Genomic DNA, 15,624 nt, shown 5'->3' on the forward strand with positions numbered 1-15,624 from the left:
TGCGTTCATGCGTGACATCACCGAGATCGCTGACGATCTCGTCGACCAGCAGGCCGCGCTCGACCCGATCCAGGCGACCTACGCTGGCATCAAGGGCTACGACGCGGAGCTGAACGACTACTCCCCGGACGGCTTCGCGGCACGGCAGGAGCTCAACCGCCGTACGCTCGCCGAGCTCGCCGCGACCGAGCCCTTGGACGAGCGGGAGCGGGTCGCCAAGGACGCGATGGTCGAACGGCTCGGCCTGTCCGTCGAGCGGTACGAGGCGGGTCTGCTCACCAGCGATCTCAATGTCGCCGCGAGTCCGCTGCAGTACGTGCGCGGGGTCTTCGACCTGATGCCGACGGCTTCGGAGGAGGACTGGCGGACGATCGCGCAGCGGCTCTCCGGCGTTCCCGCGGCTTTGGCCGGCTACCGGCGTTCGCTCGCCGAGTCAGCTGACGCCGGGCGGGTGGCCGCGCGCCGGCAGGTCGACGCGTGCGCGGACAACTGCCTTTCCTGGGCGGCGGACGACCTGTTCGGCGGGCTCGTCGCCCGTTCCGAGGTCGACGGCGCGCTGCGCGCAGACCTCGACCGGGCCGCCGCCTCCGCGACTGCCGCGCTCGGTGAGTTCGAGACGTTCCTGCGTCAGGAGCTCTCGCCCAAGGCACGCGAGAAGGACGCTGTCGGCCAGGAGCTGTACGCGCTGAACTCGCGCTACTTCCTCGGTGCCTCGATCGATCTGCACGAGACGTACGCATGGGGCTGGGAGGAACTCGCCCGGATCGAGCGCGAGATGGAGTCGGTGGCGGACAAGATCGTTCCCGGCGGCAGCGTCTCGGACGCGGTCGCTGCGCTGGACGCGGATCCGGAGCGGCAGCTGGGGAGCAAGGAGGAGTTCCGCGACTGGATGCAGGAGCTCGCCGACCGTACGGTCGCGGAGATGGCTGGCGTCCACTTCGACATCCCGGACGCGGTACGGAAGATCGACTGCCGGCTCGCTCCGACCAGCGACGGCGCGATCTACTACACCGGCCCGAGCGAGGACTTCACCCGCCCGGGCGCGATGTGGTGGTCGGTGCCGAAGGGCGTGACCACGTTCTCGACCTGGAAGGAGTACTCGACCGTCTACCACGAGGGCGTGCCGGGGCATCACCTTCAGGTCGCGCAAACCCTGTACCGCAAGGACATTCTCAACCGCTGGCAGCGACTGATGTGCTGGATCTCCGGGCACGGCGAGGGCTGGGCGCTGTACGCCGAGCGGCTGATGGACGAGCTCGGCTACCTCGACGACCCGGGCGCTCGGCTCGGCATGCTGGACATGCAGAGCCTGCGCGCCGCCCGGGTGGTGGTGGACATCGGCATGCACCTGGAGCTGCCCATCCCGAACTACCGTGGGAGTGGCTGGCACACCGGTGAGCGGTGGAATCCCGAGCTGGGCTTGGAGTTTCTCATCGCTCATAGCCGGATCGATGTGGAGTTCCTACGCTTCGAGCTCAACCGGTATCTCGGGTGGCCGGGGCAGGCGCCGTCGTACAAGGTGGGCGAACGGATCTGGCTGCAGGCTCGTGCGGAGGCTCAGGAGCGTGCTGGGGCTGCGTTCGATCTCAAGACGTTCCACCGCCGGGCGCTGGACCTGGGATGTCTTGGCCTGGACCCTTTCCGCGAGGCTCTGCGCCGACTCTGATAGGAGAAGGTGCGCCGCACGAGCTCCGCGAAGGTCCTGTCTAGGTCCCGGACGGATGAGCGCGAAGACTTTTGGTCGCCATAGCGCGCATAGGCTTCGGGCTCATCCTGGGTGTGGCAGGTGTGACTCGCGTGACGACCACCAGGGTCGGGCGGGCGTGGCGCGTGGTTGGGGTGGGTGGGGCTGAGCACGGTTAGTGCGGAAGGTTTGGGGTGCTATGGCGCCCATAGTTTCCGCGCTGATCTGGGATGTGACTGGTGTGAGGTCTCAGGTTGCCGACTCGATTGTTGTGTCGGCGAGCAGCCCGGTCATGTGGGACTCGCGTGGGCTGTCGCGGCGGTCGATTGTGGTGACCAGTTTGAAAAGCCGCCGCCCCACCCCCGAACGGGTGCCCGGGGGAGGCTTCTCGTCGTTCAGGTCTGCTGCCGTCGTGGGTCGCCTGTGGGCCCCCGGTCACTTGTCGTGCAGATGACACCGGGCTTCCGTTTACCTCACCATTCTGCGAGGGAGCCGTCGTCTCTTCTGAAGGTCGGCGTCCTCCACCTGTGGCCCACTTCTGCTGCGCGCTCCACTGCTGCTGCGTCCACTTCGATGCCCAGGCCTGGCCCCGTCGGCCGGCGAACGTAGCCGTCTGCGAAGCCGAACACCGACTTGTCCACCAGGTAGTCGAGCAGGTCCGATCCCTCGTTGTAGTGGATCCCCAGGCTCTGCTCCTGGATCAACGCGTTCGGCGACGCGAAGTCCACCTGCAAGCTCGCCGCCAGTGCGATCGGGCCCAGCGGGCAGTGCGGGGCCAACGACACGTCGTACGCCTCGGCCATCGAGGCGATCCGCCGCACCTCGGAGATCCCACCAGCGTGCGACAGATCCGGCTGCGCGATCGCGATTCCCTTGTCCAGAACGCGCTTGAAGTCCCACCGCGAGAACAGCCGCTCTCCCGTCGCGATCGGGATCGACGTCGAGGAGACGATCGAGCCGATGTGCTCGGACATCTCCGGCACCAGCGGTTCCTCGACGAAGAACGGCAATGACGGCTCGAGCAACGGCAGGACACGCCGCGCCATGGCGACAGTCATACGCCCGTGGAAGTCGATTGCCACGTCGAACTCCGGCCCACACGCCGCGCGCACTGCGGCCACCCGGGCGGCGATGGACTCCGCAGCGCCGGCCGTGTCGATCCGGCGCAGCTCGCCTCCGCCGTTCATCTTGATCGCCGTGAAGCCCTGCGCCTTCATGTTCAGCGCCGCGTCGGCCACCTCCGCGGGGCGGTCGCCGCCGATCCAGCCGTAGACGCGCATGCGGTCGCGGACGTGACCGCCGAGCAACTGGTACACCGGGACGCCGAGCGCCTTGCCCGCGATGTCCCACAGCGCCTGGTCGACGCCCGCCACGGCGCTCGAGAGCACGGGGCCGCCTCGATAGAAGGTGCCCTTCGTCATCACCTGCCAGTGCTCCTCGATCCGGAGCGGGTCCTGGCCGACGAGGTAGTCCGCGAGCTCGTCCACAGCCGTCGCGACCGTGTGAGCACGCCCTTCGACGATCGGCTCCCCCCACCCGGTGATGCCCTCGTCGGTGTCGATGCGCAAGAAACACCAGCGCGGCGCCACGAGGTAGGTCGTGAGGCGGGTGATCAGCATGTGGACGGTCCTCTCACTCTGTGGTCTTCTCGACGCTAGCTCAGATGACGGTGCCTATAGTCGATCCCGCGGTTGGTTCGTCTGGTACCGGACACTCCGGGACCGGACGAGGCAAGAGGGAACCCGGTGTGACTCCGGGACTGCCCCGCAGCGGTGAGTGGGAACGACCGCCGTCAGACGCACTGGGCGCGAGCCTGGGAAGCGACGGCCAGTAGGACAAGCGGCGACAGCCGACGAGCCCACGAGTCCGAAGACCTGCCCACCGCCCACGCGCGACCGGCGCGTGGTTGGTCCACGGCCTCGAGGGGTGGCTGCCGGACACGAGCGGCGCGATCATCGCGCGCCTTCGCGTCCCCACCTTGCCCCACGACAGCCGTCACGCGAGGGAAGGACCCTGATGACAGTCAGCACCACCGTTCTCGGCTACCCCAGGATCGGTCCGCGCCGCGAGCTCAAGCGCGCGACCGAGTCGTTCTGGAACGGCCGTACGTCCGCCGCCGACCTCCAGGCCACGGCGAAAGAGCTCCGCACGAACGTCTGGACCACGCTCCGCGACGCCGGCATCGAGCAGCTCCCGTCGAACACCTTCTCGCTGTACGACTCCGTGCTCGACCAGGCCGTACTCGTCGGCGCCGTCCCCGAACGGTTCGCCCACCTCACCGACGAGCTCGACCGCTACTTCGCGATGGCCCGCGGTGTCGAGGGCATCGCGCCGCTCGAGATGACGAAGTGGTTCGACACGAACTACCACTACCTCGTGCCCGAGCTCGGACCCGAGACCACGTTCGCGGTGTCGGGCCGCAAGCCCTTCGATGAGTTGGCCGAGGCTCCCGGCTCGCGTCCGGTGCTCGTCGGGCCGCTGAGCTTCCTACTGCTCGCCAAGCCCGATGCCGATGCGCCGAAGGACTTCCGGCCGCTCGACCTGCTGGACCGGCTGCTGCCGGTGTACGAGGACCTGCTCGCCCAGCTCGCGCAAGCCGGCGCGGAGTGGGTGCAGCTCGACGAGCCGGTGCTGGCCGCCGACCGGTCCGCGGAGGAGCTCGCGGCGCTGCAGGCGACGTACGAACGACTCGCCGCCGCCACGCAGCGCCCGAAGCTCCTGGTCGCGAACTACTTCGGCCCCTACGGCCAAGCACTCCCCGTCCTCGCGAGGACCGGCGTCGAAGGCCTCGCGCTCGACCTGGTCGCGGGAGCCGCCGACCTCGACCAGATCGCCAGCGCCGGGCTGGGTACGAAGACGATCTACGCCGGTCTCGTCGACGGCCGCAACGTCTGGCGCACCAACCTCCCGGAAGCCCTCTCCATAGCCGCCGCCCTGCTCGGCTCCGTAGGCGACCTCGTCGTCAGCTCGTCGAGCTCGCTCCTCCACGTACCCCTCGACCTCGCCCAGGAGAACGCCCTAGACGACGCGCTCAAGGACCGGCTCGCGTTCGCCCGGGAGAAGCTGGACGAGATCGTCGTCCTCGGCCGCGCCCTCAAGGAGGGTCGCGAGTCCGTCGCCGCAGCGCTCGACGACGCGGAGACGGCACGCACCAGAGAGCTCGCGGGCTCCGTCGACAACCGCGTACGAGCAAGGCTCGAGGCGCTCGGCGACGGAACGGCCCGCGGCCCGGCCACCGAACGCGCCGCGGCCCACCACGCGCTCGGCGCGCTCCCCGCCCTGCCGACGACGACGGTCGGCTCGTTCCCGCAGACCGCCTCGATCCGTACAGCGCGGGCCGACTTCCGCGCCGGCCGCATCGACGCGGCAGCGTACGAGCAGCGGATCAAGGCCGAGGTCGACTCGGTGATCGCGCTGCAGGAGGAGCTCGGGCTCGACGTCCTCGTGCACGGCGAGCCGGAGCGCAACGACATGGTGCAGTACTTCGCCGAGCAACTCGCCGGCTTCGCGACGACCGAGCACGGCTGGGTGCAGTCGTACGGCACGAGGTACGTCCGGCCGCCGCTGCTCTACGGCGACGTGTCGAGGCCGAAGCCGATGACTGTGACGTGGGCGACGTACGCGCAGTCGAAGACGGCCAAGCCTGTCAAGGGGATGTTGACGGGCCCAGTCACCATGCTGGCTTGGTCGTTCGTCCGTTCCGACCTCCCGCTGTCGCAGGCCGCACGGCAGGTGGCACTGGCCCTCAGGGACGAGGTCCACGACCTGGAGTCGGCGGGCATCCGGTACGTCCAGGTCGACGAGCCGGCGCTGCGCGAGCTGCTGCCGCTGCACGCCGCGGACCAGGCCGAGTACCTGGAGTGGGCCGTCGCCGCGTTCCGGTTCGCGACGTCCGGGATCGCCGACAGCACGCAGATCCACACGCACATGTGCTACTCGGAGTTCGGCGAGATCGTCGACACGATCGGCGCGCTGGACGCCGACGTGACCAGCGTCGAGGCGGCGCGGTCGCGGATGGAGCTGGTCGGCGATCTGCAGCGGGCCGGCTACTCCCGCGGCATCGGCCCGGGCGTGTACGACATCCACTCCCCGCGGGTGCCGTCGGCGGAGGAGATCGAGGAGTCGCTGCGGCTCGCGCTGGTCGCCGTGCCGGCCGACCGGCTGTGGGTCAACCCGGACTGCGGCCTGAAGACCCGCACGTACGACGACATCGAGCCGGCCCTGCGCAACCTCGTCGCCGCGGCGCGCAAGGTCCGCCAGTCACTCCCCGCCAGCTAGCGGGCCGCCGTGATCATGAACGTGATCATGAAAGCGGACTGGGCGTATATGACCGGTTCGCCTTCATGATCACGTACATGATCACCGGGTTTAGCCGCGGCGCTGGAACTGCGGGAGCCGGAGGAGGTCGTACGGGTACGGCAACGGTTGGTCGCTCGCCGTCGTGAGGCGGTCGAGCTGCTCGGAGGTGAGCGACCAGCCGGTGGCGCCGAGGTTGTCGCGCAGGTGCTCCGGCGTCCGCGCCCCGAAGATCGGCGCGGTCACCGCCGGCTGCTGGAGCAGCCAACGCAGCGCAACCTGCGCCGGCGACTTGCCGGCCTCCGCCGCGACCGCGTGCAGCGCGTCGAGCACCTGCCAGGTCGCCTCCGTCGCCATCGAGTCGAACGACCCACTCGCCGCGACCCGCGTGCCCGACGGCGGCGACGACATGCCGCGCCGGTACTTGCCGGACAGCCAGCCGCCCTGCAACGGGCTCCAGGGAATCAGACCCAGCCCCTCGTTCTCGCAGACCGGCACGAGCTCGTACTCCGCCGACCGGGCGAGCAGGTTGTAGAGCGGCTGCAGCGAGACGAACGGCTCCCAGCCGTTCGCGCGCGATACGTCGACCGACTTCTGCAGCTGCCAGCCGGCGTAGTTCGCGGCGCCGACGAACCGCACCTTGCCGCTGCGCACCAGCACGTCCAGCGTCGAGAGCGTCTCCTCGAACGTGGTCGCGTCGTCGAACACGTGGATCTGGTACAGGTCGACGTAGTCCGTCCCGAGCCGGCGCAGGCTCGCGTCGATCGACCGCATGACGTGCTTGCGCCCAGCTCCCTGCGGCGGCTGCCCGGTCGCGGCCTCGCCGTACACCTTGGTCGCGATCACCAGCTCGTCGCGATCCCGCGTCTTCAGCCAGCTGCCGAGGATCCGTTCGGACTCGCCGAAGCCGTACACGTCCGCGGTGTCGATGAACGTGCCGCCGGCGTCGACGAACTCGTCCAGGATCCGATGGCTGGTCTGCTCGTCGGAATCGCCGCCGAACCCCATCGCGCCGAGGCACAGCTCACTGACCTCGAGGCCCGTTCTTCCCAAGTAGCGATAGTCCACGCTTTTCGACGCTATCTGCCCGCCGCCGGAAGAGCGAGCCAATCAGCCCGCGAGATCACGGACCGATCAGCGGTCGCAGCCGCCCTCGCCGTCGGGGCGGACGTGCGGGCGGGCGACGTCCTCGAGTCCCTTGTAGGCGTACGGGTCCTCACCGGCCACGAGCACGACGTCGCGATAGTCCCACTTCGCGACATGTCCGCGCTCCTCCTTGCGCCATGGCAGCAGGGACTCCGCGCTCATGTAGTGGTTGGCGAGCGCGCGGCGGAAGCCGTGCTTGCCGCTGTTCTGCAGCGAACGGTGCAGCAGGTAGCCGTTGAAGATCACCGCCGAGCCGGCCGGAACCTCCACGGGGACGGCGTCCTCGTCGCGGTACGGGAAGTCGTACGCCTCGATCGAGCAGTCGAACCGCGGGTCGTCCTGGTCGCGGTCGGGATAGATCACGCCACGCCGGTGCGAACCGGGCAGCACCCACAGGCAGCCGTTCTCGATCGTCGCGTCGTCGAGCGCGATCCAGGTCGCGGTGAGCGAACGGTCCCGCGTCGGGATGAAGAACTCGTCCTGGTGCCAGGCCTGGCCCGGCTTGCCCTCGGACTTCATGAACAGCATCGACTGCATGGCCTTCACGTTCGGCCCGATCACCTTGGTCAGCACCTCGACGATCCGCGGCTGGGCCAGCTGATCGGCAAGGATCTGGGAGACCTTGTGGGGCATGTGAATGCACAGATAACGGCGCAACACGTCCTCGTCGGAGATGTCCTCGCCGACGACGGGGGCGGAGTCTCCTTCACGTCCGATGCCGACCGCGCCGAGGTCGCCGCGGCACAGTCGTACGGCTTCGGCGTTGACCTCAGCGACCTCCTCGGGCGACAACGCGCCGCGGAGTACGCCGAAGCCGTCCTGCTTGATCTGCTCGATCAGCGCATCGGAGATCGAGTCGTGGAGCGTGGCCGGGGCTTTGGTGCTGGTCTCTGCGACGACGGCTGACATGCGATCCTCCTGTTGGGCATGGCCTCGTACGCTCTCCAGCATCGCCGTTGGCGGGCCTGATGGCCATGTCCGTCGCACCCGACTAACCTGTCTGTTCGTGACCTGCCGGGTAGTCGTCCGCTTCGGTGTCGCGGTGGCGCACTATCCCCCGAAGGCGACGTACGGGCCGCGGGTGCTGGACGACTTCGAGTTCGTGTGGATGCTGTCGGGGAGCGCGCGGTGGGAGTGCGGCGACCTCGACCTGCCGCTGCGTCCGGGCACGTTGTTGCTGGCCCGGCCGGGGATGCGGCACCGGTTCGCCTGGGATCCGCGGCGGCCGACCGCCCACGCCTACGCGCACTTCTCGGTGCCGTCCCGCGGTCTGTTGCCGGCGCCCGACACCTGGCCGTTGACGCGCGCGCTCACGCCGGCCGACCCGATGGCGGCGCTGTGCCGGTACCTGCTGTGGCTGAGTCGGACGCCCGGCCCGGCGACGGCGGAGCGGGCGAACGACATGGTGGGGTGCCTGCTGGACCTGTTCGTCGCGGGACCGTTGCCGTCGGACGAGTCCGTGGACGGGCTGCCCGAACACGTGGAGCGCCTGGTCGATCACGTCCAGTCCGCCTGGCGTTCCGGCTCGGGCGAGGCGCGGGCGCTGTCGTTGGCCGAGCTCGCGACGGCGGCGCGGGTGTCGTCGGGACACCTGAGCCGGCTGTTCCGCGAGCGCTTCGCGGTGGGCCCCGTGGCGGCGATCGAGCTGGTTCGCCTGGCGCGAGCGGCGACTTTGCTGCAGCGTTCGAACCTGTCGGTGGGCGCGGTGTCGGAGAGCTGCGGCTTCGCGAACCCGTTCCACTTCTCGCGCCGCTTCAGCAGCGCGTACGGCGCCTCGCCCCGGGCGTACCGGGCAGCGTCCGGCGAGGCGGATCCGTTGGAGCCGGTCGTCCGAGCGGGCCTGCTGCCGTTGGCCCACCGGTTGTTGCTCGAGGATGCCTAGCGGTTCCAGAGATCGGGCCAGAACACGTCCAGATCACCCAGCATCCGGCGGAGCAGAGGTAACGAAAGTCCAACGATGTTGTGGTGATCGCCTTCGACGCGTTCGACGAACGCACCGCCGAGCGCGTCGATCTTGAACGCACCCGCCACGTTCAGCGGCTCACCCGTCCCCACGTACGCCGAGATCTCCGCGTCCGACAGGTCCGCGAACTGCACGACGGTCGAAGCCGTCTCCGCGACCGTCTTTCCACGACGCGTGTCGATCACGCAGTGCCCGGTGTGCAGAACGCCCTTCCGGCCGCGCATCGAACGCCACCGTTCGACAGCGTCGGTAGGGGATGCGGGCTTGCCGTAGATCTCGCCATCCAGCTCGAGGACCGAATCACAGCCCAGCACGAACGCGTCGTCGGTGACTCGTGTTGCGACCGCATTCGCCTTGCGTTGCGCGAGAACCAGCGCGAACTCAGCCGCGGACAGGGCCTCGACATCGTCCTCCGAGACCCCGGACACTATGACCTCAGGCTCGATTCCCGCAGCCCGCAAGACCTTCAGGCGGGCCGGGGAGGACGAAGCGAGAACGAGTCGCGGTCTGCTCGATTGTTCCACCCGCGAGATGGTACGACTTCGCAAAACCGGGGGCGATGTCCCCTTCGGGACACCCGGACTGGGAACGATGTCGGACATGGGGAGTAGGGTTTTCCCTGAAGATCATGAAGGGAGGGGATGACGACGAAGTACACGTACCTCCCGACAGTTCTCGATCACGAGATCGCCCAGCGGCGCGTGAGCGGATTCGATGTGTCCGCGATCGAGAAGGAGCTGGCCAACCAGTCTGAGATCACTCCTGCGCTGGCCCGCGAGCTGCTCACCCGACTCGCCGAGCTCGAGGCTCCGGAGGACTGGCCGTACGTCGAACCGTCCACTCTGGAAGGCATTCAGGCCGAGCTGCCCGCGTCCGCGAGTACGGCGAGGCTGGGCTTGGCCGACCTGCGCGACCGGCTCGAAGCCGCTTGGCTCGGGCGCAGTGCCGGCAACTGTCTCGGTAAGCCGGTCGAGGACGGCGGTCGCTGGAACAGCGAGTCGATCACCGTCTATCTGCGGCGCTCGGGCAACTATCCGATCAACGACTACCTCCGCCGGCTCGACCCGATGCCGGACGGCCTCGAGCTGTGCGATGCCTGGGCCGAGTCGACCAAGGGTCGGATCAAGTACGTCCCTCGCGACGACGACCTCGACTACACGTTGCTCGGCTTGCACATCCTCCAGACGCACGGCTTCGGCTACAGCACGGGCGACGTCGCCAAGGAGTGGCTGCTGCGGTTGCCGTTCCACCTGACGTACTCCGCGGAGCGCTCGACGTACCGCAACCTCGTCAACGGCGTGCCGGCCGAGGAGTGCGCGGTCAACGACAACCCGTACCGGGAGTGGAGCGGCGCGCAGATGCGCGGCGACATCTTCGGGTACGTGTGTGCTGGTCGGCCGCGCGCTGCAGCGATGCTGTCGTACCCGGACGCCTCGTTGACCCATGTGGGCAACGGGATCTACGCCGAGCTGTGGGCCGCCGCGCTGGTCGCGGCCTCGTTCACCGCGACGTCGCTGCGCGACGCCGTTCTCGAGTCGTTCAACCATGTCCCGCAGCGGTCCCGCCTGGCGGAAGCATTGAGGTGGACGCTCGCGGTGGCCGACTCGGGGGTGGAGTGGGAGAACGCGATCACGCAGCTGCTCGAGCGGTACGCGCAGTACCACTGGCGGCACGCGGTGCCGAACGCCGCGGTGTGCGCGCTGTCGTTGCTGTACGCGGAGGACGACTACACCCGGGCGATCGGGCTCGCGGTGCAGTCCGGCCTGGACGCAGACACCAACGGTGCGACAGCCGGCTCCGCGGCGGGCGCGTTCTCCGGTCGCGCCGGCATCCCGCCGCACTGGACAGCCCCGTTCGGCGACACATTGCGGAGTGGGCTGGCCGGCTTCGACCGGACGAGCATCCGTTCACTGGCCGAGCAGACGTTCGCGCTGGCCCGCGCCTCGCTGACCCGCGCGGCCCCGACCACAGTCGTCACCACCCCCGCCACCGACCCCGGCACCGCCCGCGCCTCCTGACCCCCGCACCCCACCATTTTGGATGAAGGGCACCTTCATCCAAGGTTCGTTCGGATGCGGGCTCGGGCTGTTCTTGACGAAGCTCTTCTGGTTCTGGTGCTGTCTTGGTGCGGTGTTCTCTGCGGACTCTCCGGGAGTTTGGTGCTCTCGGGGTCTGTGGCGGCGGTCGATTTTGGTGGCCGGTCCGGGGCGCGTCAAGGGCGCCTCACTGGGGGCGCTTCGCGCAGACGGAGAGAGGCGTCGCTTCGCGACCGCGAAGCGGCCCTTGACTCGCCCCGGCCCGGCCACCTGTTTTTCACGCGCCGCCCCCTCCCCCCGGAACAGGTGTCCCGGGGGAGGTTCCTTCTTGCTGGGGTCTGCTGCCGTGCTCGCGTTGCTTGTTGGCCCCGGTTCCTTGTGGCTCAGATGAAGCCGGGCATTCCGTCCCCGCTGTTTGAATGAAGGGCACCTTCATTCAATAGGTTCGAATGAAGGTGCCCTTCATCCAAGGGTCGGTTGGGGCCTGTCCCGCAATCCGCCACGCGCCCGTGATCATGAAGGCAGAGCTTCTCTTTTCGCCAGTGAGGCTTCATGATCACCAGCACCTCAGCGCGCCGGCCATGACACGGTTTGGGTCGGCGGCACCCCGGTCCCATAGGTTCGGACCAGGGTGCCCCCGACCCAACCAGCCAGCCCGCCCCGCCCCGCCCCGGCACGTATCGAATGAGGGGCAGCAGGCCCTAGCGGTCGAGCTCGCGGACGAGGTGGATCAGGCAGCTGTCGAAGTCACCGCGCAGTACCAGCGGGACGCCGTGGTTCTGCAGCAGGGCGCCGGTCCAGACCTCGCCGGTGTCGGGGTTGCGGTAGCGGCCCAACGGGTCGAGGCCGCGCAGGCGCAAGGGCGGCTTGACGGTGCCGAACTGTTGCGAGTGCTGCCACGCGATCACCACGACCTCGGAGCCGTCGCGGTGCACGTACTCCACCGCCGAAAGGTCTCCAGCCGAAGGCGGCCGCAGCCGATAGAGCAGGCCGTGCTGGACGACCGGACGGATCCGCTTGTACTGCGCGATCAGCTCTTTCGCCTCGGTACGTTCGGCATCGGTCCATTTCGTCAGATCGCCGCCGATACCGAGCAGACCTGCCATCGCCGAGTGGAAGCGCCACCGCAACGAGGAGCGCCGCTTGTTGATGTGGTCCGGCGAGTCCGTCACCCACGCCGACATCACGCGCGGCGCGTACACCTGCGTGAAGCCTTCCTGGATCTTCAACCGGTCGAAGCCGTCGGTGTTGTCCGACGTCCACACCATGTCGGTCCGCGCGAGGATGCCGAAGTCGACCCGGCCGCCACCACCCGCGCAGCTCTCGATCGCCACGCCGGGATGCGCGCGCCGCAGCCGATCGAGTACGGAGTACAGGTTGCGTACGTGGTCGATCCACAACCGCTCGGGGTTGTCCGCCTCCTCCGGCCAGCCGGGCTCGGAGAACGGGCGGTTCATGTCCCACTTCACGTAGTCGATCGCGTTGTTCGCGAGCAGGTCGTGCAGCCACTCGTACATCCACTCGGCGACGTCGGGACGGCCCAAGTTCAGCACGAGCTGGTTGCGTGACTCGCTCCGCTTCCGGGTCGGGAAGTGGTAGACCCAGTCCGGATGGTCGCGGTACAGATCGCTGTCCGGGTTGACCATCTCCGGCTCGACCCAGATGCCGAACTGCATGCCGCGGTCGTGCACGGCGGAGATCAACGGGGCCAGGCCCTTGGGGAAGCGGTCCGGGTTCGTCACCCAGTCGCCGAGGCCGGCCCGGTCGTTGATGCGCTGCCCGAACCATCCGTCGTCCATCACGAACAGCTCCACCCCCATCTCCGCGGCGAGCTCCGCGAGCTGGGTCTGGTTCTCCTCGTTGATGTCGAAGAACGTCGCCTCCCACGAGTTGTAGAGCACCGGGCGAAGCTGCTTGGCCTTGGGCACGATGTGCCGGAGCTGGTACGTGTGCCACGCCCGGCTCGCCGCGCCGAAGCCCGCGGCACTGTAGACGCCCGCGAAGACCGGAGTCTCGAAGATCTCACCAGCGTGCAGCTTCCAGACCCTGAAGCCGTCCTGCCCGAAGCCACCCGACACCGACGCGCGCCCGTTCGCGAACCGCTGCGCGTGGAACCGCCACGACCCGCTCCACGCGAGCGCCCCGCTCCACACCTCGCCGTGCTCCTCGCCGGCCGTACCGTCGTCGACCGCGAACCACGGGTTGGCGTGGTGGCTCGTGATCCCCGTCCGGCTGCCGATCGCGAACGTCGATGCCGGCGCCAACGGGACCCGCGACAGCTGCGTCTCGCCGCCCCAATGTCCATGCAGGTGGCTGATTCGGTAGTCGTCGCGGAACGGGATCGCCCACGAGGCGGAGTGCGCTTGCAGCACGTCGATCGGCTCGGCGGTCTCCGGCGCACCGTCCTCGCTGGCCGAAGCGGTGTGCCGCAGCTCCGTCCAGCGCTCGATGATGTCGCCGTCCTCGTACACGCGGTAGTGCAGCGTGACCTCGAGCGGGTACGTACGGTCGGCGAACCGCAGCTCGAGCTCGCTCCGGTTGCCCTCGCGGCGTGTCTCCGCACCTTGGAACGTCCACTCGATGCCGCGCACCTGGTCGCCGAAGCGCACCGACAGCGAGGGCTGCCCGTACCGCAGCTCGCCCTCGACCGGCAGCTCCTCGACGCCGTCGCCGCCGGTCTCCGCGGTGCGGATCCGGCTCGGCGCGACGGTGAAGACGACGTGCACGGCGTCGGCCAGGTGGATGCGCGGACCCCAGTAGATGTTGACCAAACGGTCGTGCGGCGTCAGCCGGATCCCGTACGACGTCGTCTGCGTCGACAGCAACCAGACCCGTTGCGCGTGGTCGAACTCGATCCCTGCCATTGCCGCACTACTCCCCGTTGATTTACGACTTCGGCCGGAGCCGGAGGTTCTGCATGCCGCCGTCGACGCCGAGCTCGACAGCGGTGGTCGCTCCGGCCAGCGGCGAGGCGAGGTAGACGATGCCAGCGGCGACCTCTTGCGGCGACACCAGCTTGCCGGTCGGCTGCCGCGCCTCGAGTGCCGCACGTTCGGCCTCGGGATCGTCGGCCTGCGCGAGCAACCGGCCCACCCACGGCGTGTCCGCCGTCCCCGGGTGGACCATGTTGACGCGGATGCCCTCGTGCACGTGGTCCGCCGCCATCGCGAACGTCAGCGCGCGAACGGCGCCCTTCGAGGCGCTGTAGAGCGCACGCATCGGGATGCCCGCGACCGCGGCGATCGAACAGGTGTTGACGATCGCGGCCGCCGGCGACTTCCGTAGGTGCGGCAGCGCCGCCCTGCTGACGCGCGCCATGCCGACCACGTTGACGTTCAGCACCCGCAGCCACTCGTCGTCGTCATTGTCGGCGACCGTGCCGATCGCGCCGATGCCGGCGTTGTTGACGACGATGTCGAGCCGGCCGAACCGCTCGATCACGATGTCAATCGCGGCTTGCACCGCCGCCGAGTCGGTCACGTCGCAGCTCACCCCGAGCAGCGGTTCCGGCACCTTCTCGGCCTGCAGGTCGAGCGCGGCGACCTTCGCGCCGCGCTCGGCGAGCAGCGTCGCGGTGGCGAGCCCGATGCCGGACGCGCCACCGGTGACGACTGCAACCAGACCGTCGAAGTCACTCATGCCTGGACCAGCTGCTGGCGTTGCTTGCCGAGGCCGTCGATCTCCAGCTCCATCACGTCCCCAGCCTCGAGGAACGGGAAGCGACCGGAGAGCGCGACCCCTTGCGGCGTGCCGGTGTTGATGAGGTCGCCGGCGTCGAGCACGAGGTACTGCGAGAGGTGCCAGATCAGGAACGCGACGTCGAAGATCATGTCCGCGGTCGTCGAGTCCTGCCGTACCTCACCGTTGACGCTCGATCTGAGGCCGAGCTTCTGCGGCTCGACCTCGTCGGCGGGAACGAGGAACGGGCCGAGCGGGTTGAACGTCTCGCAGCACTTGCCCTTCGACCACTGGCCGGCGGAGTGCTCGATCTGGAACGTGCGCTCCGACACGTCGTTCGACACGACGTACCCGGCGACGTACTCCAGCGCCTCGTCTGGCGAGGCGAGATAGCGCGCCTGCTTGCCGATCACGACGCCGAGCTCGACCTCCCAGTCGGTCTTCACCGACTCGCGCGGGATCAGCACGTCGTCGTACGGACCGACCACGGTGTTGGGGTGCTTGAAGAACAGGATCGGCGTCTTCGGCGGCGAGTCACCGGACTCCGCGGCGTGCGCGGCGTAGTTCTGTCCGATGCACAACACCGCACCCGGCTTGGCGATCGGCGCGCCGAGCCGCAGCCCGCTGCCGTCACCGGGATCGTCGATCTGCTCGAGTGTCCCTTGAGAAACCGCTTCCCTGACCTCGGCCAGCCCGCCGGTGGCGAAGAACTTGCCGTCGATCTCGGGAGTGAGGGAGTCCAGCGCGAACAGCGTGCCGTCATCCGTGCGGACGGCGGGACGCTCCTCGCCAGGAGCTCCAAGGCGTAGCAACTGCACGTG

General features: G+C 68.7%; 11 protein-coding genes and 1 riboswitch. Of the genes, 4 read left to right on the forward strand and 7 right to left on the reverse strand.

What is annotated here, in order from left to right; genetic code table 11:
- The first annotated feature begins 7 nt into the window (after positions 1-7).
- Positions 8-1,666 carry a DUF885 domain-containing protein gene (locus tag JOD67_RS36545; protein ID WP_205122231.1) on the forward strand — a complete coding sequence of 553 codons (1,659 nt, stop codon included), beginning with the start codon at positions 8-10 and terminating at the stop codon, positions 1,664-1,666.
- A gap of 491 nt (positions 1,667-2,157) precedes the next feature.
- Here JOD67_RS36545 and dgoD read toward each other — a convergent pair whose 3' ends face one another.
- Positions 2,158-3,303: a galactonate dehydratase gene (dgoD, locus tag JOD67_RS36550; RefSeq protein ID WP_205122232.1), complete on the reverse strand. Its 1,146-nt coding sequence runs from the start codon at positions 3,301-3,303 to the stop codon at positions 2,158-2,160.
- Positions 3,304-3,359: 56 nt separating this feature from the next.
- Positions 3,360-3,580, forward strand: a riboswitch (cobalamin riboswitch).
- 120 nt (positions 3,581-3,700) lie between these two features.
- On the opposite strand from dgoD, the gene metE reads away from it, so the two are divergent.
- A complete protein-coding gene (metE, locus tag JOD67_RS36555; RefSeq protein ID WP_205122233.1) occupies positions 3,701-5,962 on the forward strand; it encodes a 5-methyltetrahydropteroyltriglutamate--homocysteine S-methyltransferase in 2,262 nt (753 codons plus the stop codon).
- 90 nt (positions 5,963-6,052) lie between these two features.
- Here metE and JOD67_RS36560 read toward each other — a convergent pair whose 3' ends face one another.
- Together JOD67_RS36560 and JOD67_RS36565 are read right to left on the reverse strand one after the other, a co-directional pair.
- Entirely contained in the window at positions 6,053-7,048 is a 996-nt protein-coding gene (locus JOD67_RS36560) for an aldo/keto reductase (RefSeq protein WP_205122234.1), read from the reverse strand.
- 66 nt (positions 7,049-7,114) lie between these two features.
- Positions 7,115-8,035 carry a phytanoyl-CoA dioxygenase family protein gene (locus tag JOD67_RS36565; RefSeq protein ID WP_205122235.1) on the reverse strand — a complete coding sequence of 307 codons (921 nt, stop codon included), beginning with the start codon at positions 8,033-8,035 and terminating at the stop codon, positions 7,115-7,117.
- A 97-nt stretch (positions 8,036-8,132) separates the two neighbouring features.
- On the opposite strand from JOD67_RS36565, the gene JOD67_RS36570 reads away from it, so the two are divergent.
- A complete protein-coding gene (locus JOD67_RS36570) occupies positions 8,133-9,008 on the forward strand; it encodes a helix-turn-helix domain-containing protein (RefSeq protein ID WP_205122236.1) in 876 nt (291 codons plus the stop codon).
- Here the strand turns inward: JOD67_RS36570 and JOD67_RS36575 are convergent.
- The gene (locus tag JOD67_RS36575; protein ID WP_307782679.1) at positions 9,005-9,613 is read right to left on the reverse strand and encodes a Maf family protein; all 609 of its coding nucleotides are present in this window, start codon (positions 9,611-9,613) and stop codon (positions 9,005-9,007) included. The two genes, JOD67_RS36570 and JOD67_RS36575, sit on opposite strands and share 4 nt — an antisense overlap.
- Positions 9,614-9,730: 117 nt before the next feature.
- Between JOD67_RS36575 and JOD67_RS36580 the strand changes: the two genes are divergently transcribed.
- A complete protein-coding gene (locus tag JOD67_RS36580) occupies positions 9,731-11,107 on the forward strand; it encodes an ADP-ribosylglycohydrolase family protein (protein WP_205122238.1) in 1,377 nt (458 codons plus the stop codon).
- A 719-nt stretch (positions 11,108-11,826) separates the two neighbouring features.
- On the opposite strand, the gene JOD67_RS36585 is transcribed toward JOD67_RS36580, so the two are convergent.
- From JOD67_RS36585 to JOD67_RS36595, 3 genes are read right to left on the reverse strand one after another with little or no spacing between them, the layout of a single operon-like run.
- Positions 11,827-13,989 (reverse strand): alpha-galactosidase, encoded by a 2,163-nt coding sequence (locus JOD67_RS36585; protein WP_205122239.1) that lies wholly within the window; start codon positions 13,987-13,989, stop codon positions 11,827-11,829.
- Positions 13,990-14,011: 22 nt separating this feature from the next.
- Positions 14,012-14,764, reverse strand: a complete 753-nt coding sequence (locus JOD67_RS36590; RefSeq protein ID WP_205122240.1) for an SDR family NAD(P)-dependent oxidoreductase — start codon at positions 14,762-14,764, stop codon at positions 14,012-14,014.
- Positions 14,761-15,621, reverse strand: coding sequence for a fumarylacetoacetate hydrolase family protein (locus tag JOD67_RS36595; RefSeq protein ID WP_205122241.1), 861 nt, complete (start codon positions 15,619-15,621; stop codon positions 14,761-14,763). Before JOD67_RS36595 ends, JOD67_RS36590 begins: the two co-directional genes overlap by 4 nt.
- Positions 15,622-15,624: the final 3 nt, after the last annotated feature.

This window comes from Tenggerimyces flavus, from assembly GCF_016907715.1.
Lineage (GTDB): Bacteria > Actinomycetota > Actinomycetes > Propionibacteriales > Actinopolymorphaceae > Tenggerimyces > Tenggerimyces flavus.

Coding starts and splice junctions, on each gene's coding strand:
- JOD67_RS36545 (WP_205122231.1), top strand. CDS start 8: ATGCGTGACATCACCGAGATCGCTGACGATCTCGTCGACCAGCAGGCC.
- dgoD (WP_205122232.1), bottom strand. CDS start 3,303: ATGCTGATCACCCGCCTCACGACCTACCTCGTGGCGCCGCGCTGGTGT.
- metE (WP_205122233.1), top strand. CDS start 3,701: ATGACAGTCAGCACCACCGTTCTCGGCTACCCCAGGATCGGTCCGCGC.
- JOD67_RS36565 (WP_205122235.1), bottom strand. CDS start 8,035: ATGTCAGCCGTCGTCGCAGAGACCAGCACCAAAGCCCCGGCCACGCTC.
- JOD67_RS36580 (WP_205122238.1), top strand. CDS start 9,731: ATGACGACGAAGTACACGTACCTCCCGACAGTTCTCGATCACGAGATC.
- JOD67_RS36585 (WP_205122239.1), bottom strand. CDS start 13,989: ATGGCAGGGATCGAGTTCGACCACGCGCAACGGGTCTGGTTGCTGTCG.
- JOD67_RS36590 (WP_205122240.1), bottom strand. CDS start 14,764: ATGAGTGACTTCGACGGTCTGGTTGCAGTCGTCACCGGTGGCGCGTCC.